This is a genomic window from Gilvibacter sp. (assembly GCF_965601605.1).
Classification (GTDB): domain Bacteria; phylum Bacteroidota; class Bacteroidia; order Flavobacteriales; family Flavobacteriaceae; genus Gilvibacter.
Map to the genome: position 1 here is coordinate 1 of NZ_CBFCWJ010000037.1, position 20,857 is coordinate 20,857.

Annotated in this window: 11 protein-coding genes; 5 read left to right on the forward strand and 6 right to left on the reverse strand. The window is 42.9% G+C overall.

The features are described 5' to 3' along the window. On the forward strand, nucleotides 1–2,058 hold a 2,058-nt coding region (gene priA, locus ACSLP7_RS10145; RefSeq protein WP_435579201.1), incomplete at its 5' end, for a replication restart helicase PriA. Here priA and ACSLP7_RS10150 read toward each other — a convergent pair. After that, nucleotides 2,055–2,795, reverse strand: coding sequence for a LytR/AlgR family response regulator transcription factor (locus tag ACSLP7_RS10150; protein WP_435579202.1), 741 nt, complete (start codon nucleotides 2,793–2,795; stop codon nucleotides 2,055–2,057). The two genes, priA and ACSLP7_RS10150, sit on opposite strands and share 4 nt — an antisense overlap. Nucleotides 2,796–2,995: 200 nt before the next feature. Here ACSLP7_RS10150 and rpsF point away from each other — a divergent pair, with 200 nt between their 5' ends. From rpsF to ACSLP7_RS10170, 4 genes are all read left to right on the forward strand, one after another. Further along, entirely contained in the window at nucleotides 2,996–3,334 is a 339-nt protein-coding gene (gene rpsF / locus ACSLP7_RS10155; RefSeq protein WP_087525154.1) for a 30S ribosomal protein S6, read from the forward strand. Then, nucleotides 3,334–3,633 carry a 30S ribosomal protein S18 gene (rpsR, locus tag ACSLP7_RS10160; RefSeq protein WP_435579301.1) on the forward strand — a complete coding sequence of 100 codons (300 nt, stop codon included), beginning with the start codon at nucleotides 3,334–3,336 and terminating at the stop codon, nucleotides 3,631–3,633. The genes rpsF and rpsR overlap by 1 nt, the downstream gene beginning before the upstream one ends. A gap of 12 nt (nucleotides 3,634–3,645) precedes the next feature. Beyond that, a complete protein-coding gene (rplI, locus tag ACSLP7_RS10165; RefSeq protein ID WP_435579203.1) occupies nucleotides 3,646–4,101 on the forward strand; it encodes a 50S ribosomal protein L9 in 456 nt (151 codons plus the stop codon). Between the two features lie 62 nt (nucleotides 4,102–4,163). Beyond that, nucleotides 4,164–4,634 carry a DUF6495 family protein gene (locus ACSLP7_RS10170; RefSeq protein WP_435579204.1) on the forward strand — a complete coding sequence of 157 codons (471 nt, stop codon included), beginning with the start codon at nucleotides 4,164–4,166 and terminating at the stop codon, nucleotides 4,632–4,634. Nucleotides 4,635–4,676: 42 nt separating this feature from the next. Here ACSLP7_RS10170 and ACSLP7_RS10175 read toward each other — a convergent pair whose 3' ends face one another. The 5 genes from ACSLP7_RS10175 to ACSLP7_RS10195 form a co-directional block, all read right to left on the reverse strand. Beyond that, on the reverse strand, nucleotides 4,677–5,918 hold the full coding sequence (locus ACSLP7_RS10175) for an ABC transporter permease (protein ID WP_435579205.1): 1,242 nt from the start codon (nucleotides 5,916–5,918) through the stop codon (nucleotides 4,677–4,679). A gap of 153 nt (nucleotides 5,919–6,071) precedes the next feature. Beyond that, complete coding sequence (locus ACSLP7_RS10180) at nucleotides 6,072–10,658, reverse strand: LamG domain-containing protein (RefSeq protein ID WP_435579206.1); 4,587 nt, start codon at nucleotides 10,656–10,658, stop codon at nucleotides 6,072–6,074. A gap of 273 nt (nucleotides 10,659–10,931) precedes the next feature. Then, on the reverse strand, nucleotides 10,932–15,503 hold the full coding sequence (locus ACSLP7_RS10185) for a LamG-like jellyroll fold domain-containing protein (RefSeq protein WP_435579207.1): 4,572 nt from the start codon (nucleotides 15,501–15,503) through the stop codon (nucleotides 10,932–10,934). 245 nt (nucleotides 15,504–15,748) lie between these two features. Next, complete coding sequence (locus tag ACSLP7_RS10190; protein ID WP_435579208.1) at nucleotides 15,749–19,930, reverse strand: M14 family zinc carboxypeptidase; 4,182 nt, start codon at nucleotides 19,928–19,930, stop codon at nucleotides 15,749–15,751. Further along, nucleotides 19,896–20,399 (reverse strand): hypothetical protein, encoded by a 504-nt coding sequence (locus ACSLP7_RS10195; RefSeq protein ID WP_435579209.1) that lies wholly within the window; start codon nucleotides 20,397–20,399, stop codon nucleotides 19,896–19,898. The genes ACSLP7_RS10190 and ACSLP7_RS10195 overlap by 35 nt, the downstream gene beginning before the upstream one ends. Nucleotides 20,400–20,857: the final 458 nt, after the last annotated feature.

Here is a 20,857-nt window from a genome sequence, read left to right on the forward strand (position 1 = left end):
TTAATACTTGAGGCGTTAGAGAACAGACAGCAACTACATCTCAATGACGTACGGAATCTTTTGGAGAAAAAGCAGGTCCTTGGAGTTATTCAAGCCCTGATTGATAAAAATCGCGTGGCTTTAGTAGAGACGCTCTACGAGCAGTACATCCCAAAGATGGTGTCTTACCTTCAATTGGCGCCAGAATATCAAGAGGAGACAGTTCTGACCGCACTCTTGGATGAAATGCAACGCGCTCCCAAACAAAAGGAAGTGCTTATGCAACTCTTTATGCTTAGTGCGAGACAGTCTGGGGCCGTAAAAAGACAAGAGCTTTTGTCTGCGGTATCTGGTGGTGCAGCACCCTTAAAAGCCTTGATTGATAAGGGAATTGTCATTCAAGAAAAGAAACAAACCGACCGTAAGGCTCTGTGGGAGCAAGAAACGGCAGCCTCAAAAGGTCTATCAGAGGCACAGCAAAGGGCTTTAGAACAAATAAGAACAGCGTTTGCCAATAAATCCGTTTGTCTTTTTCACGGAGTGACTTCTAGCGGAAAGACGGAGGTTTATGTAAAACTTATAGAAGAAATGCTCGATGCTGGCAAACAGGTACTCTATATGTTGCCAGAGATCGCACTGACCACGCAGCTCATCAGCCGATTGCAATATTATTTTGGAGATCGCGTAGGGGTTTATCATTCCCGTTACAGCGTACATGAAAGGGTAGAGGTATGGAATCAGGTATTGCGGCGAGATGCAAAAGCGCAGTTGGTCATAGGGGCTCGTTCTACGGTATTTTTGCCTTTTCAGGATTTGGGGCTCATCATTGTTGATGAAGAGCACGAACATTCTTTTAAACAATACAGCCCGGCTCCTCGGTACCACGGCAGAGACAGTGCTATTGTACTAGGAGCGTTAACACAGGCTAAAGTCCTTTTGGGCTCTGCAACACCAGCTTTAGAATCCTATCACAACGCAAGTACCGGGAAATATGGCTTGGTAAGCCTTAAGGAGCGATTTGGGAAGGTTTTGCTGCCAGACACACAATTGGTAGACCTGCGGGATAAAAACCGTAAGAAACGCATGCAAGGGCATTTTTCAGACACCTTGCTGGAAGCCATTAAAGAAACCTTGTCAGAAAACAAACAAGTGATTCTTTTTAAGAATCGAAGGGGTTTTGCGCCCATTATGGAATGCATGACCTGCGGGAGTGCTCCACAGTGTCCTAATTGCGATGTGAGTTTGACTTACCACAAGGCGAAAGGGCAGCTGCGTTGTCATTACTGCGGATATGCCACACCTATAACCAAGCAATGTGGCGCCTGCGGCAGTATGACTCTGGACCCTAAAGGATTTGGTACAGAGCAGATTCAGAATGAACTGCAGGAATTACTGCCAGAAGCGCGTATTTCTCGTATGGATCAAGATACTACTAAAGGCAAGCATGCGCATGCCAAACTCATCCACGCCTTTGAACAAGGAGAGATCGATGTTTTGGTCGGGACGCAGATGCTGGCAAAAGGCCTTGATTTTAGAGCGGTTGGCTTAGTAGGTGTTATGCAGGCCGATACGCTATTGAATTTTCCAGACTTTCGCGCACATGAGCGTAGTTTCCAATTGCTGAGTCAGGTTGCGGGTAGGGCAGGACGTACTAAAGATCGCGGTAAGGTTTTGATTCAGGCCTACAATCCAGAGCATATGATCCTCCAGCAAGTGACCACGCATGATTTTGATGGGATGTTTAAGGATGAAATGGAACAACGCAGATATTATGGCTATCCGCCGTTTAATCGCTTGATCCGTTTTACTTTTAAACATCGAAATTTTGAAACGATGCAGAATGGTGCTCGTTGGTTTGCCAAAGCTTTGGAAGCACAATTCAATGACGGTGTACTAGGACCGGAGATCCCTCCTGTAGGTAGAATTCGGAATGAATACCTCAGTCACGTATTGCTAAAAGTGCCCATTCACGCTGGAATAAAGGCATACAAAGGAAAGGTCGGGCAGCTCGTGCGCAACTTTGAAGCGCAAAAACCTTTTGCGCGAATAAAACTAGTTGTAGATGTAGATCCGTATTAGGCCTTCATGGAAGCAGTAAGTGCTTCTACCAATTGGGTCTTTCTGTTTCGGCTTAGCGGCAGCTGATCGTTATCGATCTCAATAACTTTACTGTTGTAACGCTCCACCTTATCCAGGTTTACAATATAAGACTTGTGAATCCTCAAGAAGCGATCGGCTGGCAGGAGCGACTCAAAATTCTTCATAGTAGATAGTACTACCAAAGAATCGTGCTCGGTCACCAGTTTTACGTAATCTCCTAAAGCTTCGATATAACGAAGTTCATTCAAGAATACTTTACGCTTTTTCAAGTTACTTTTTACGAAGATGAAGTCTTCATCGTCAAAACCGTCTTCATTGTGCAGTCTATGATTGGTAATCGCCTTATGCACCGCATTTAGGAAGCGTTCCTTTGAAATAGGTTTGCGCAGATAATCTACAGCATCATAGTCAAAGGCTTTAAAAGCGTATTTGGTTTTCCCAGTAACGAAAATAATCTGTGGTTTAACGCTCAGGTCATCGAGTAGGTCGAATCCCGATAAGATCGGCATCTCGATATCAAGGAATATCAAGTCGATTTGTGTGTCCAAGAGCCCCATCTTTGCTTCAATAGCGTTGTTGTACTCGGCTACTAAATTGAGCGAGGGGTGGTTTTGGATTAGCTTGACGATAGAAAGACGTTGTAGGCTGGAATCGTCAACTATAGCACAGTTAAGTACGGTTTTTTCCAAGGCAATAATAGATTTAGTAACGTACAATTATACACAAATTATCGATGAACGACAACATTTCTTAACTAAACTTAACGATTAATGGTGAAAAAACTACGTTTAACTGTCAAAACTGTAAGGCTAATATGTAGGAAATTAAAGGGTAGTGGGGCTTTGAATATTCTATAATTAGTGCTATTTTTGCCCCCTCTTTAACAAGAGACTTAAATTTAATTCAAACATAAAGTATGAATCATTACGAAACTGTTTTCATCTTGAATCCCGTTTTATCTGAAGAGCAGATAAAGGAAACAGTAAAGAAATTCGAAGATTTTTTGGTTTCTGGCGGAGCTAAGATGATTTCAAAAGAGGACTGGGGGCTTAAGAAGCTTGCTTATCCTATTCAACACAAGAAAAGTGGTTTTTACCACTTGTTCGAGTACACCGTTCCTGGTGAAGTGATCAACCCATTAGAAGTAGAGTTTAGACGTGACGAGCGCATCATGCGTTATTTAACGGTACGTTTGGACAAGCATGCTATCGCATGGGCAGAGAAAAGAAGAAAACGTAACGCTAAAACCGCTTAATCATGTCTAGTATTGAACAACAAGCAAAAGGCAAAAAAGACGGTGAAATCCGTTATTTGACGCCGCTTAACATCGAGACTACGAAGGCAAAGAAATATTGCCGTTTCCAAAAGTCTGGTATTAAGTACATCGATTACAAAGATCCAGACTTCTTGATGAAGTTTGTGAATGAACAAGGTAAATTACTTCCTCGTCGTTTGACTGGTACTTCTTTGAAGTATCAACGTAAAGTGGCCGTAGCTGTTAAAAGAGCACGTCACATTGCACTTATGCCATACGTAGGGGATCTATTAAAATAATACAGTACGGTCATGGAACTTATATTAAAGAAAGATGTAGAAAATCTTGGGTTTACAGACGATATCGTTACTGTAAAGAACGGATACGGTAGAAACTACCTGATCCCTCAAGGATATGCGGTCCTAGCTACTTCATCTGCTAAGAAAGTATTGGCAGAGACTTTGAAGCAACGCGCTTTCAAAGAGCAGAAGTTGGTAGACGACGCGACTAAAGAGGCTGACAAATTGAACGGCCTTGAGTTAAAGATCACTGCTAAAGCTGGTGAAGGTGATAAACTTTTCGGTTCTGTAAACAACGCAGACGTAGCCGAGGCTTTGGAAAAAGCTGGAGTGAGCATCGAGAAGAAGTTCATCTCTGTAGCTGGTGGAAACATCAAACGTACCGGGCAATACGAAGCCAAAGTACGTTTCCACAGAGACGTGATTGCTAGCTTGACTTTTGACGTAGTAGCAGAGGCTAAGAGCTAATTAGCCCTCCAATAATAGTAAAAGGCCTTTTGTATCTGCAGAAGGCCTTTTTTTTTGAAAGGATGAAATATACAAGACTTACCAAAGAACAGTTTGAAGAGCTTCAAGAGGAGTTCACCCGCTTTTTAGCTACTCAAAGCATTACGGCAGACGAATGGCAGAAGCTCAAAGCAGATAAGCCTGAGGTTGCTGAAGCGGAATTGGATGTGTTTAGCGATCTGGTGTGGGAGGGAGCGCTGAGTGCAGCGAAGTATTTAGAGAACTCGAGCCCTGATCAAGTGTTTTGTATAGCTATTGAGGACGATCAAATGCGAATGATCCATGCGCGTATTCCTTCTGGTGCAGCAGACCTCACTACAGCGGAAGGGCGGCAATGGCTAATCGAGAATATTCAAGAGGATGCAGTTCAATTGCAAACGGGAAATAAAGCGCTAGGAGCTAACAGAAATCAACAGATTTTTGGTTTGATCCAACAAGGTGCAAACATTGCTGGCAAGGAACTTTTTGAAGCACTTGATGAAATTATTAATTAATTGTTTTTAAGGCAATTAATTAAATTTACTTAAAGCTATAATTTATTCATATCGAAGACTCTCGATAGGATCCAATCTAGCGGCTTTCATGGCGGGATAAGAACCTGCGACAACGGCCACTAAAAAGGTGATAATGGTCGCAGCGATCACGGCACCCCAAGGAATACTGAAGTTAAAATCGGCCAGTTTAGCAAAAGCCAAACCAGTTCCCAAACCTAGGAGAATTCCCAAGATACTTCCCAACTGACCAATAACTACGGTCTCCATTAAAAACTGTGTTCCTATAGTAGATCGTTTTGCTCCTAAGGCTTTACGTACCCCTATCTCTCGCGTACGCTCCGTAACAGAAACAAGCATGATATTCATCAAGGCGATCAAAGAACCAAAAATGGTAATGGCGCTGATGAACCAGGCGGCAAACTCTAGAACTCCAGTGATCTCTGCAATCCTGTTGATCAAATCCTCGCTACGCTCTAATCCAAAGTTATTTTCTTCAACAGGGGAGAGGCCTCTCACGTTTCTAAAGGTAACAATAGCGTCGCTTTGAGCGCCTTCCAAGTATTCTTTGTCATCTACCATAACACTGATGGTATAAGTGATGTTAGGAGCGGTGTAGATACTTCTGGCTTGCTGAATAGGGATCAGCACCTTAAGGTCTTGGTTGTTACCAAAAGTCGCTCCTTTAGACTCTAAGAGTCCAATGACTTTGAACTTTACTCCGCGAATGCTCAAGGTCTTACCTATAGGGTCAGTGCCCTCAAATAAGGTCTTTTTGAAATCCGCACCGAGCAAACAGACGTTGACATTATTCTGAATATCAAAAACATTGAAGTCACGTCCTTTTTCCACTTCCGTACCGGTGTTGTTTAGGTAATTCTCATTTACTCCGTAAACCTGTACCTCAGGATCTGTCTTGTTGCCCTCATAACGTACTTCCGCACGACTGGTTCCGCGGAAAGAAACAGAGGTACGGGTAAAAGGGTAGTTGTAGGCGTCCTGAAAATCTTTGATATTCCGATAGCTGATGATCGGGTTGATCTTTTGGCGCTCTCCACCGCGTCTTCCCTGAGAGGTGAAATCGTAACGCTGAATGTTGAAGGAGTTAGCACCCATAGAGGCAAAGTCACTAGAAATCGTGTTTTCTAAAGCTTTTACCGCCGCTAAAATACCTACTAGGGCCCATATACCTATTCCAATGATTACTACCGTTAAAATGGTTCTAAGGAGTTGACTGCGGATGGAATCCATCGCAATTCGAACATTCTCACGGAATAATGAAAACATGGTAAAGGCTTTTAATTGCGTTATATGACGAATTATAAAGGATAAAGTTACAAAATATCGAATCGGATTTAAGCGGCTTTAACAGGCTGGTAAGAAAATAAAAAGGCGAGAATCATGGGATTCTCGCCTTTTGGTTATGAATTAAAGTTTAAACTACTTCTCAATCAAGATTTTAACTGTATGAGTCCCTGTGTTGGTTGTAGTCTTAAGTATATAAGTTCCAGTGGCCATTTGCGCTGAAGAGAAAGCCTCCTGCGGATTGGTGCCGCTGTAGTTATAGCGTCCGATGAATTGTCCTAAGATAGAGTAGACCTCTACCGTAGATATGGTTTCATCAGCTTCTTTAGCAATTACGCTCACTTGAGCAGCTTGCTTTTGATGCATAGCGTATACTGCCGATTCCACAGACTTCATACTCGTGTCAATATCTCGGTTTCTCGGTGTTCTGCGCAAGATAATCTCAAAACGATCCGGATGCATTCCCGCGTCAATAGTTCCCGTGTACACCTCTTCTAGAAGATTGGTGTAGATATTGAACTCCTTGTCACGCAAATAAGGAATGATCTTTTCATTGAGGTTCACGGCTTGGTCAAGACCAATGGTGAATTCTCCGCTTTCTGCAATCTCAGCAATTAGTGGAAGTACCACACTGCTGTTTCCTTCTACCATTGGAATTCCTTGGATCACATAACGTTCACCAGCGATATCCCAGTTCAGATCTTCAATTAGATCGTCAAACAAGCGTCCGTCATAACCGCGATCGTAATCCAAAGTAGTGTTCGGGTCAATGGTCAACAGCAATTGTCTGTGCAACATTTTTGGTGAATCAAAGCCAATACGCAATTTAGGACGCATGTCTGGCGCGTCTAGATCGCTGTCGTCTGGTTCGCTGTAGGTCGTTGTCGCTGGAGTGGATGGCACTGCGTAGGAGTCATCGGTAAAGACAAAGACAGAACTCGATCCGGAGCGAACAAAGTTACGCTGACTGTTATTGAACTCAATGGTACCGTTAGTATCCGCAGCAACAAAGAATCCTTGGCTCGGCGCTACATAACGTCCTGGAGTTTTGGTAGGAACACCTGCAGCACTTACATCAGGGTGACTGGTAGCCATAACTCCTCCAGAGAGGTTGTACATAGCATACCCACCTTGGTACTCACCTAAAATATGTGATCCACCGCCCCAGTGCTCCCAGAAGTACAAGGTACCGTCTAGGTGTGGGTTGTCTGCAATAAAGTCATGTGAATCCAAAGCAGAGGCAAACGGATTACCTACCAGATAGTTGTTTCCACCAGTGATTGAGAGTTGTATCTCGTATCCTGTTTGATCGTTGTTAGGTTTACCTGTAAAGGTGTAGTTCTGTATATCTGTAACAGCTCCAGATCCTGGGCCTTTCATGGTAAATCCTTGTCCAGCATCTAGTGCACCCCATTGACCGAGGTATTGCCATGAGCTGTAGTCTCCAATAGGGTGGTTGTCGTATTTGAACAACCAGTAATCGGACAGGGAGATCGGAGTGGTTGGCGCACCGTTATAGCCACCCACCCAATTCACATACACAGGATTATTCACATCCGTACCGTCACGTAGGACACGATTAATATTGAATGTTTCATTCACGCTGGTTGAGGAGAATGTACTGGTAGGAGCACTCCAATAATTATAGGTGTACGTATCTGCTGTACCTCCTTGATCAATTTCAATATAACCAGCACTGGTTGCTTCCAAGTCACTTCCTTGTGTTTGAACCAATTGAGATTCTCCTTGAAGGTCGATAAATCCGGCAAGATCTAAATAGTGTGATACTTCAAACTTATTGTTGTTGTCAACAAGAATCTCCGCTCCAACGTTTACAAACACACCTAAAACTGTGGTATTATTTGAGGTTGTCAGGTCGTGATTAACTCTAGATATCGTCCAATCAATTGGCGTGGTATTGTCAACAATGGATAGAGACCCTGGCAAATAAAGTACGTTACTATTCGCCCAAGTGTTCGCGTCATCCCATGCACCATCTGCATCTGTTTCATAGGGTAGTGGTGCAGTTTGGAAGTCAACGGTATCCAAATTCTTGATGGCCGCTGTATTTCCATTTCCAGACTCATCCTTAATGTTGGTAAAGGTGTAGGTCGTCATCGGATAGTAGGCCATAAGTTGTCCCCATGGAATTGAGGATACCTCATTGAGTGAAATACTCTGAGGCAGAATACTACCAGTTACTGTATTGTCTGAGTGTTCTATGATCTCTTGATTCATAATGAATCGGATCTGATTTTCTCCTAATGTTGTATCCCAAACGCGCACTTCATCAATGCCTCCATCCCAGAAATTGGATGGGTTCTCGTAATCTGAGGCTGCGATCAAGAAGTGTTGCGAGTTGCTCACTGGAGCATCCATAGGACCAGTTACGTCTAAAACACCGTCAATATAGATGCGTGCATTAGTTCCGTCATAAGTGACCGCAATATGGTGCCACTGATCTGTTGGAATTTCTACAGAAGAGGTTAGGCTTTGTACGGCTCCACCACTGTTAGTCCAAATGGCTTGAGCATGTCCGCTTCCATCAATTTTAACCGCATACCCTTCAGTATATGGAGCTGTATTACGTTTAGAAATGATGTCTCTATCCGTACCAGCGTCCCGCTTAACCCAAGCAGAAAGCGTAAAGTCTGAATCTAGGTCTAGGAAATCATCAGAATCCATATAATCTACACTACCGTCAAAGTCAACGGAGCGCACGTAAATGTTCTCCGGGGCATATCCAAAGGTAATATACTTGGTGCCGTTGAAATCGTAGGTAGTTTCTAAGTTTCCTCCATTCAATCGCATAATGCGATATTCTGAGTTCGGATTAAAGGTCGGTGTGTCGGAGATGAACATTAAATACTCCCCTGGTGGATCCAAAGTAGCAGCTAATTGCGCTTCTGGTACAGATACCTCCACTTTCTGAACATCACCTCCAGTCTCAACAACCTTCCAAGTGCGTTCTACAGAAGTAAATTCTACTATAGTAGTCAATCCTGGTACACCATCACTCATATCAACAATGATAGGGGCAACAGCGTTTAGACTGGTGTTATCGTGTCCCCAAACCAAATACGATTCGTCATCAGTGAGATCATTTGTGTTTGCATTATTTGTTGACTCGATATTGGCCATACCCATAGTAACAAGGGTATTGGCATTAACAGACTTAGATTGCTTTTGCATCAGTCCGGCTGCGTCAGAACGACCTAATCCGGCAATGTCCCAGTTAAAGGCTCCTCCATCAGAGGATTGATCCCAGATCACGTTTCCGTTGGAGTCTACGTAGTCTTGAGAAACTCCATTGACTCCTAAGGTAATTCCGTATTTGATCGCCAAGTAAGACTGAATTCTGTTGCGATTGTCTGTCAAAGAACCGTCTGTGTTGGTGGCAGAGTAGGTGATTACTTCTGCTATTCTACCTCCAAAGCTACCGTTCCAGTATTGACTGCGTCCTAACCAGTATCTGGTGTTTGAAACTTCTGCGAAATCACCAGCGTCTGATTCAGATTCCGCGATCTCAATATTGTTGAAGTATACATTCTGTCCCGTAGGCGAACTTGTACTGTTGTGGCGTGCATTGATGATGGCAATCTGATTCAGATCGATAGCATTGTCAAGATCTCCTTTACCATAACCGTCACCAGCACCGGTGGTTGTTCCGATACAGTAAGCAAAGTACTCTCCAGTGAATCTTTGGGTATAGGCTCCGTATCCAAAACCAGTTACATCCTCAGAAAATGTTGTTCCTGTTGGGTCCGTAGAAGTGAAGGTGTCCAACGGGATCATTCCATTGGTAATGGTTTGGTCTGGAGTTACTACCATATAGATATCGTGGCTGTAAAAACCTCCAGTTCCAGCCATTTCATTTTTGCTATCTAAATAACCCATATCGCTTCCTGACAAATTGTTGTCATTACTAAAAGAAAGCACTGGATTAAAGTTGATGTTGTTGTTGTTGTTGTCGTAATAGGTCGGTGCTTGGTAAGATTCTAAGACGTTGGCATCATTTCCTTTTCCGTAGTCCTCCCATGTAGTTAGCGCAGTGTTGTCAGCAATAGAACCACTACCATCAACGCGGTCGGTTCTCAACCACAACTCTAGATTGTTGTTGATGCCACCAGGCCCTTCTGTAATTGAAGTATTGTATGCTGTCCCTGTTACGGTTACATAATCTATGTACACACGATCTCCATCCCAGGTAGAGTTACTTGAAAAACGAAACTGTCCCGTAGCAGAACTCGGGAAGGTATGGTCAGTCTTAAAAATAGTTACCGTTTTGGCATAGTCTACATAGGGAACACCGTTTTGAAAGTCGGCAGTCTTGCCAGTGACGCTTCCTGCAACGAAGCTTCCAACAATGGTCCAGGAGCTCGAGGTGTCCGGTCTATATTCTAAATCGAAGGTTTCACCAGTATCGTAACCATAGTTGGTGAAACGAAAAGAAACGTCAATTTTGTCGTAGGTATTCAACGCTAATTGGGGACTGCGCATTTCTCCAGAGGCATTTCTAATACGAATGGCGTAGTTGCCTTGGGCCGCGAAGGTGACGTTATTTTGTCTATCTGCGTTTGTAACTAAGGTCCATCCATCCAGTCCAGACTCAAAGGTCGCTTGGTGGATGACCGTCTGCGCCGTGACAAGCGGCGTAAAGATCATGCAAAAAATCAGCATCGCATACGCGATACCGCGGTTGGTAGAAGTAGTTTTTTCCATAAGCTAGTAGATTAAGCCACAGGTCGATTTGGGGTCTTCTGTAACAGATTCTGTAAACAAACTTAAAAAAAAATCCTTTCGCTTTAACATAATAATCGACAAAAAAGTGCATTTCGTCGAAAAAATATGTTGATTAACGGTGTTTTTGTGTGTTTAAACCGTAATTATTACAGAGGTTTCCTACATCATGTATTTATTCATAAAAAAAAGGGAGCCTCGTTACAGGGCTCCCTTTGCGTTAGGAAAAACTACTTGCTTTGTCTAAGCAAACTATTATTTGTCAATTAAAATCTTAGTCGTTTGAACGTCTTTGTCTGTTGTAATTCTAAGGATATAAGTTCCAGTGCTCATCAAGGTAGAAGGGAAGTTTACCTGAGTTGCATTACCGGTGAATTGGTAGGTTCCAATTTGCTGTCCTAGAATAGAGTATACAGTAACCTCTTTAATGGTCAAAGCTTCCTCCTTAGCAAACACGGTTACTTGCTGCGAAGTTTTTGCATGCATAGCAGCAACAGTGTTAACTTGTTTGTTAGAAATTTGATCCACTTGACGAGGTGTCTTGCGGAAAACCATTTGGAAACGATCTTCATATACGCCTGGCTCGATCAATGTCGTAAAGTAGTCGTATCTAAGATCTACGTAGGTATCTGTTTCTTTATCGTGTAGGTAAGGAACTAATTTCTCACCCAAGAACTCGGCACCGTCTAGACCAATAGTGATCTCACCATATTCTTCGATCTTCACATAAAGAGCTCTACGAACGCTTGATCTACCCTCAATTACTGGAATACCTTGAATCGCATAGCGCTCATCTTCGATCAACCAGTTCATGTCCTCAACTTGTTCGTCAAATACTCTACCGTCATAACCGTGGTCAACACCTAGTGTGGTATTGTTGTCAAAGGTCACCAATAGTTGTCTGTGCATTCCAATAGGAGAATCAAATCCTAAACGTAGTTTGGTTCGTGTGTCTGGAGCGTCAAACTGCGTGTCATCTGGTTCCTCAGTTGAAGGCTCATCTCCTGTAGTTGGAGTACCTCCTGCGTATGTATCATCAGTGAACATGAAAACTGAAGAGCCTCCAAGTTTTACGAAATTACGCTGACTGTTGTTAAAGTTTATCGTACCGTCACTATCCGCAGCTACAAAGAACCCTTGAGCTACAGGAACATAACGTCCTGGTGATTTTGTAGATGACCCTGCATCACTCACTAATGGGTGAGACGTCGCTGGCACACTACCAGATAGGTTATACATACCATATCCACCTTGGTATTCAGCTAGGAAGTGTGAACCACCTCCAAAGTGTTCCCAGAAGTATAAGGTACCATCCAAGTGGGGGTTGTCTGCAATAAAATCATTCGCATCTAATGCAGAAGGGAATGGGTTACCTACTAAATAGTTGTTGTCTGCTGAAATACTCAACTGAATTTCATGACTGGCCTGGTCGTTGTTTGGCTTACCTGTAAAGGTGTAGCTCTGAATATCTGTCACGCCACCTGTACCAGGGCCTTTCATAGTAAATCCTTGACCTACACTGAAATACTGATAAGGTCCTACAAACTCCCAAGAGTCATAGTCTCCAACTGGTCCGTTTTCAAAACGGAAGATCCAACGCGCAGAAAGACTTACTGGCGAACCAGCTGCACCGTCATAACCCCACACCCAGTTAATGTGTGATGAGCCATCACGCAGGCGGTTGTTGATCTTGTAATCCCAGTTTAGCGTAAATGCATTGTTTCTACCCACTGGAGAAGACCAGTAGTTATAAGTATAAAGATCAGCTGTTCCGCCTTGACTGCGCTCTAAATAACCAGAACTAGTCACTTCCAGATCAGATCCAGCAGTTTGCACGAGTTGAGAATCTCCTTGTAAGTTTAGGAAACCATCAAGCTCTAGATAGTGCGTTACCTCTAGTTTATTATCATTATCCATATCCAAAGATGCGCTACTGTCTACCATTGCGGCAAGAACTGTAGTGTTTGATGAACTGGTAATGTTGTGGTTGATGTCGACCACGTTCCACTCAATTAGAGATCCATCTACGATAGAGCTAGATTGAGGTAAATATTGTACACTGTTGTTAATCCAAGAAGATGCGTCCGTCCAATCTCCGTCAGCAGTAGTTTCATAAGGAAGGGGAGCTGTTTGGAAATCTACAGTATCTAAATTCTTGATAGCGGCTACATTGTTGTTTCCTGAACTGTCATTGATATTTGTAAAGGTGTATACGTTCATCGGATAGTATACTACCAAATCTGGCCAGTCAATTGAAGCTACCTCATTGAGAGTAATACTTTGCGGCAGAATCGTACCGTCAACAGAATTGTCAGTGTGCTCATAAAGCTCCTGATTCATCATATAACGAACCTGATCAATACTTAGCGCTTGTCTCCAAATACGAACTTCATCAATCGTTCCATCAAAGAAGTTTTGAGGAGATAAATAATCCGCAGCACCAATCAATAAGTGTTGTGAAGTGGATACTGGAGGGTCCATCGACCCACTTTCGTCCAATACACCATCGATATACAAATAGGCGTCTGATCCGTCAAAGATCAGGGCTATGTGGTGCCAAACATCCGTGTAATCTGTCATCACGGTATTTGAGATAAGTGTCTGTGTTGCACTTGAGCTGTTTTTCCAAGTCGCTTCTAGTTCGCCACTACCGTTAATTCTCAACGCATAACCTTGAGTAAATGGAGCAGCATCGCGCTTAGAGATGATGTCTACATTCGTGTTTCCGGCTGCAGTTTTGATCCAAGCAGACATGGTGAATGCAGAATTTAAATCTGCTACATCATCAGCATCTAAGTAATCCGCAGCGCCATCAAAATCAACTGAACGCTCATACACATACATTGGAGCATATCCAAAAGTGATGTATTTGGTTCCGTCAAAATCATAAGACGCTTCTAAGTTAGAACCATTGGGGGTCATGATTCTATACTCAGATGTTGGACTGAAAGAAGGTGTGTTTGAGATAAACATTAGGTAGCTACCCGGCGGGGTTAGGGTAGCTGATAATGAAATTTCAGGTACGGAAACAGTTACTTCTGGAACATTTCCACCAGATTCAACTACTTTCCAAGTACGTGAGATAGATGTAAACTCAACAGGTGTTGAAAGCCCAGAAATACTGGCACTCAAGTCTACATTTACGGCTGGAGCCGCTGTCAAACTTCCGTTGTCGTTACCCCAAACTAAATATGATTCATCAATAGGAATACTATTGCTATTGTCACTATTGGTAGTGGCAATCTCTGTAATTCCCATGGTGATCATGGTATTGCTGTTAATAGATTTGGATTGTTTTTGTTGCCATCCGGCAGCATCACTACGTCCAATTCCGGCGATGTCGTAATTAAAACCAGCAGAATCAGCTGACTGATCCCAGATCACATTACCTCCAGCATCTACGTAATCTTGAGAGATTCCGTTAGCGCCTAAGGTAATTCCATATTTGATCGCTAGATACGATTGAATTCTGTTTCTGGCGTCACTTGCTGATCCGTCGGCATTGGTAGAAGAGTAGGTGATGATCTCTGCTACACGTCCACCAAAACTTCCGTTCCAATACTGACTGCGTCCGATATAGTACTTTTGATTAGAGATCTCAGCAAAGTCAGCAGAATCAGACTCGCTGTCTCCAATGTCAATATTATTAAAGTATACCATTTGTCCGGTTGCTCCGGATGTTGCATTGTGGCGGGCGTTGATGATACCTACTTGATTCAAATCTACATTGTAGGTAAGGTCACCACGGCCATAGCCATCGCCCGGACCAGCGGTGGTACCAATGCAGTATGCAAAGTACTCATTGGTAAAACGGTTAGTATATGCCCCATAACCGAATCCAGTCACATCTTCCTGAGCCGTGGTACCTGTAGGATCCTTGCCAGTAAATGTATCAAGGGGAATCATGGTATTCGTAATAGGCTCGTCTGGTGTTACCACCATAAAGATGTCATGACTGTAAAAACCACCTGTTCCGGTCAATTCGTCACGTGCTGTTAAATAACCCATGTCTGAGCTGGAGGTAGCAGATGAATTGCTAAACTCAATCACAGGATTGAAATTAATATTGTCTGTTGCGTTGTTTTTGTACGTTGGTGCTTGGGTGCTTACCATAGTATTGGCGTCATGGCCCTTACCAGTATCTTGCCAAGTGTTTAAACCTGTGTTGTCTGTTGTTACACCAGATCCATCCACCTTATCTGCTTGCAACCACATCTCTAAACCGCTAGTTACACCACCTGGACCTGTAGAGATCGTGTTGTAAGTAGTACCTGTAATTGTTACAGCGTCAATGTGAATCAGGTCAGCCGAATCGTCCGCGTTTGTTCTAAATCGAAACTGAGCTGTCGCAGAAGCAGGGAAGGTATAATCCGAGCTGTTGATTGCGATGATTTTAGCATACTTCACAGAAGAGGAAGCATTGTACTGAAAATCAGCATTTTTGGAAACAACGTTTCCTGAAACGTAGTTGTTTATGACAACCCAAGATGCAGAAGGATTGTCTCGATACTCTAAAATTAGATTCTCACCAGTGTCTATTCCACGATTGGTAAAATGGAAACGGATATCAACCTTGTCGTATGCAGCAAGGGCCATTTGAGGCGACTGCAAATCTCCAGTGTTGTGTCCAATTTGAATACTGAAGGTACCCGTGTAAGAGTAACTCGATGAATTCCATCGCGCACCACTTACGAGTGTCCAACCATCTAATCCCGATTCAAAATCGGCAGAATGGATTACTGTTTGTGAAAATCCTTTAGCTAGTGAGAGCGTAAGCATTCCTACAAATAGGAACCCTAAAATTCTCTTTGAAGTATTTGTTTTCATTTTTGGGGGCATTTAAAATGAATTTCATTTGTGTGAGGTTAAGTTGTTTATTGTTCGCGGTACAAAACTAGGTAATAAATAGTGTTACGGTAAAACCGTTAATCAATTATATCTTACCGTTCATCGAAAATATAGTGTATTTTATGGTTTAAATGTATCATTACGAACAAATACTGTAGGAAAAACATCACAAAAAAAAGCCTCCCGAAATGTGGGAGGCTCTTTCAAGTTTAAATCAGTGATAATTAATTCTTGATCAATCTCTTAATAACATCTGTGTTGGCAGATTGAAGTCTCACCATATACACTCCAGATGGAAGTTGTCCTACAAATATATTCTGCTCAGACTGTCCGTTCATATCCGAATTGTAAACTACGCGACCTTGGATGTCATAAATCGTCACTTGTTCGATAGTTTGGTTGCTGGTGTTCTGAATAGTAAAGCTGTCAGATGCAGGGTTAGGGTAAAGCAATACGGTGTTTGCGTTTAGTCCTAAGTCTTCCACATCGAGTACACGATTCTTAAAGTAAACCTCGAATCGGTTAGGATAGTGTCCTTGGTCTGCAGTGAACACATAATCACGTTCGCTCAAGTTTGTAATCGTTCCCGTTTCTAAATCCTTAATATAGATGGTGGCTCCTTCAATGTCTTCACCTTCTAGTTTAGCGATACTAATAGTATAAGCTGTAGTTTCTTCTAATAGTGTTCTAAAGCCCATTGGGATTACCGCGTCATCTACAAAAGCAGAACGTCCTTGAATACCGAGTTCAAGATCCTCTACAGTAGAGAATAGTGATACATAGGTACCGATGCGCTTAGAATCATATCCAAGATCTAATCCATCAGTAGCTTCATTCAAGAAAGCAACTAGGGTAGTAGAGGTAGACTCTGTATAAGTCGCATTGTCCATCTGTAACCAAATTCTGTTTGGTCTTGTAGATGTGGCAGGAGCGCTCTTAAAGCCAGTGTTGTTTCCTGAAACACGCATGCTATTTGAGAATACCGCATTGGCATTGCTAGTAGGCTTCACACCAAATCCTTGTCCTGATGGTACAAATTGATCAGGAATGTTACCTGGGTCAGAAGCAGCCGCAATACCTCCAGAGGAGTTGTACTGAGAAATATCTTCCATGCTGTATGCCAAGTATCCTGGCCCAGCAGCAGGGGCTGTGTTCTGATTCCAGAAATACAATTCTGGGATGTGTGTGTTCTGCGCTAGGAATAGGTCAGCATCTATTGCAGAAGCATAAGGGTTACCGATAAGGTTAGCACTTTCTTCTGGAGATCCGTTGTAAATGATAGACTTAGTAATCTGTCCATTATTTAGCGTTCCTTGCGTATAGTTTGCTGTATATGTTGCATCAGGACCTGGTCCAAATGGTACTACTAAATATCCACGAGCAACATCAAGTGATTCAGATCCCGTTAGTGGAATACGATCATTTCCAGTTTGGTCCACAAAATTGATCGCGTCTCCAACGATAGCAGTAACTGCATCATTAGTGTCAAAGTTTGCTGTATTGTGTCCAAAAGCTCTAAAAGCTCCTGAGAAGGCAACATCTCTTGTAGAAGCAGACATTGGGCTCGACATTACACTGAATTCTCTGAATCCAAGCGTAGGAGTGGTTTTAGATACTGTGATACTACCGTTGTTAGTAGCGGTTGAACTGTCATCAGTTTGAACAACAGATCCTTCATGAGCAACCACAAGGTTACCACCGGTGTTTACCGTGATGTCTCCCGTTGAAGTGGCATAAGTTCCAGCTGCTACAGTTAATGTTGCACCGTTGTTTACCGTAATGGCACAAGCATCGATACTCGGCTGTGTATTCATGTTGTAATCACCTGCAATCACAGCTTGTACGTTAGCTGTTGGAGTTCCATTGTCCCAAGAACTTCCGTCCCAAGTGGTGGTTACAGTACATACCTCTGTAGCAGTAATTACAAAGTTATCGATGGCCATATCAGAATTAAAGCTTGATCCTGTCAGTCCGTTAAAACGAACACGGATTATCTTTCCGTCATAATTTCCAGCACTCAAGTCTACAACCTCAGTCGTCCATGCGTCTGCGTTAGAAGTTTGCTGTTGTCCACTTACACTAAAGGCTTGTGTCCAAGTTATTCCTCCATCTTCACTTACCTCAAGGGCTAAGGTTCCCATGTCGGCACCATACATGTGGTAATCAAAAGATAGGGAAGCATTGTAGTGGTTTGTCAAATCGATACAAGAGCTCGCAATAATGGCGCGGGCATTGAATCCAATAGCGCCAGTAGTCACACCGATATCAGAAGACTCAATATATAGATATTGACCCGCAGGACCATTACCTTGGCTCGGTCCTGTACTACCTGATGGAGTTCCACCAGTGTTCAACAACCAATCTCCGTCATCTCCAGCTTGTTCACTGAACAATCCACGTCCTGATTCCCAGTTTTCGGTATAAGGGAAGGTGTTTACAACGTCAAAATCACATTGTACTTCAGTACTTGTACGGATCACTTTAAAATCGTCAATAAAGAATCCATCATAGTCGTAGCTATAGTTCTCACCAACATTGTTGGTGTCATTTGAATAGCGGAATCTGATCTGGACTGTACTTGATCCAAACAAGCTTGTGTTTTCACTCAAACTCACCACGATCTCTTCCATTACCCACTGATCAAAAGTGTCACCGTCATATACAATTCCAGAGCTACCGCTTTGGTGACCCTCATTGGTCGCAGACTTTGCATTGTGATCATTTGTAGAGGAAGTCGCTTCAGGTTTGGTATAACGTCCTGTTAGCGGAATCCATGTAGTTCCGTCTGTAGAACCAAGAACTTCAACATAGTCAAAGTTACGCTCAATATCATACTTTGTGTAGAACTGAATCACACTCTCTCCAGAAGTAGAAAGGTCAATTACACCAGAAGTAAGGGTTCCGTTAGAACTGTTTGTATAAGGAATAGTACTAGAACTTCTCAAAGAACGTGTTCCAGTAAACCCATCCAATGATGAATTGTTCCAAGCTCCAGTAGCTGTCCAGTTGGTTAGACTGTCTGTATCTGGGTTGTCAGAGAACAATACGGTTGGGTTGTAAACTTTTTCAATTTCTGCCTCGTAGATCACGTTTCCGTCATCGTTGCGCAAAGAAATGGTATAGGTAAAAGTGTCGTCAGCCTGAATGTTAGTGTCTAAGCTAACAGGGGTGGTTAGGTTTGTCCAAGCACTAGCTCCGCTAATTCCGAGTCCGTTTGCACTTAAAGTGACAGCAGATCCAGTCATATTGTTCCCTGGAGTCACTACTAAGTCAAAATCACTAGCAGTTTGTCCAACACGCTCAATACCAAAAGTAAGAGTAGGGTTAAGGCTAGTTACGTCAGACTGAGTCATGTCGTGGAACTTGGCGTATTTACCTCCGTAGTAAATAGAAGACATATATAGACGTACTGCACGTTGTGCAATAGGTGTAATATCAGTAGATGAAGGCCAGAATCCGGTACCACCGTGTTCCGGAGTAGTACCTAAAATGTTCTGTCCAGATCCAGTAGATCCGTTACCATCTGTAGCACCTCCAACCATCCAGTCGTCAGCAATACCGTTTGCAGGGGTGAAAATTGTAGCACCAGATACGTAACGGTTGTAACGCGTCATCTCTGCGTGCCATGCGTGCATTTCATTTTCACGTCCAGTCACGTTGCCAGGGTTACCTCCATAAGGGTGAGGAATACTGTTGGCGAACGAGTGGTTCATCAAAACTGTTTGAAAGTCTCTGTCAGGATCTGAACCTGCATCCGGACCATCATACAGCATAAAGTCTCTTAAAATTCGTGATTCTGGCTCAGAGAAGGCAGAAGTACCGCGGTAAGAATCAGAGCTTGGCGTTCCTGAAGAACCAGAACCCGCGGTTCCCCAGAAATAGTCAAAGTTTCTATTTAAGTCCACACCACGAGAGGTGTTTGATGAACTTACCGTACTTGAACCAGAACTTGGATTCAAGTTTTTTCGCTGTAGGCCTCCTCCACCAGGAGTAATGGTCTCATTCCAACGCAAACCATCAGGGTTTACAACAGGAATAAAATAAATTTCATTATTGTCCAAAAGCTCAGTAACACGGTTATCAACTCCGTAGTTTTCAAGCAAGTACCACATGAAGTAGATGTTACTCATTAATGAACTTACCTCTCTAGAGTGGATCATGGAAGTAAATAGCATTGCAGGCTTAGAACCTTCTGCAGAAGCCTGATCGCTGGTCATTCTCACGTAGTAAATGGTTTGACCGTCCCAATCGTTCGCTGTTCCTGGAGAGTCATTACCCCAAGTAACTTCGCCACTAGGGGAAGCGTCTTGCTTCGCAGACACCAAACCTGGGAATAGGGTATTCATGTCATCTAACTCATCCATTACTTCGTCAACTGTTAAACATCCACCAAAACTTGCTTCCAAGGTTGAAATTAGCTGGAATAGCCCAATCAATTTCAGAAGAACCAGTATACTGCAAGAAACTATCTTGAGTAGTGCTGCTCACAGAACCTTTGGCAGCTAAACGTTCCGCCTGAACGGCTTTCATTTGTGCCAATTGCGCTTTTGCTAGAGGAAGATCCTTAGCAGCGACTTCTTCATAGTGCGCGTAGAGATCATCAATCAATACCATATAAGGTATGTTCAAACGATCCAATGTTTTTAGCTCCGTTGGTAGTAATTCCAACTTCAGTACATCGTGTCCTGAAGATGCATCGTGGTCGTGTGTAACACCACATCTTAAATCGACACCATTGTCGACTAGCATTTTAGACACTTCTGCCGTTACGTTACTAAGTACAACGCGTTTTGCAGTTTCCTGTGCGAACAGTCCTGTAGACACAAGCAATGCCATTACAAAAGTAATAGCCTTTAGAGGTAGTTTCGGGTTCATAACTGTTGATTTAGTGGGGCCAATAGCTATTGGCGTGTTCATTTCGCGGATCGAACACAAAGAGGAAATCGAAGTAATTCTTTGTCCTGAGAAACAAGCGGTTAAGTAGGCTCGAATTCGGAATGAAGAATACGGGGGTTTCATATTCGATTCGTGGTTAAGGTTAAGTTTAAACGTTTTAGGCTGTAATTCAGCCGTGGACAAAAATGTGTATTAAAATCCATTTGACCAAGAAAAAACACGATTTTTTTGCACTTCAACCGTAAAAAGTGCATTTCATCGATGTTTTTTAAGGTGTTGAATTAACAATTGTTAGTTAATTCTTGTAGGAAACAGGAAGAAGTATATCGGTTATACTTTAATTTATGTGTTTCGGTGGTTTGGGCGCCTTGATAAGTACTGTATTGTTGTGAATTGCAGGAAGTGAATTTGAGGTGGTAGTGGTTTGGGCGCCTCGT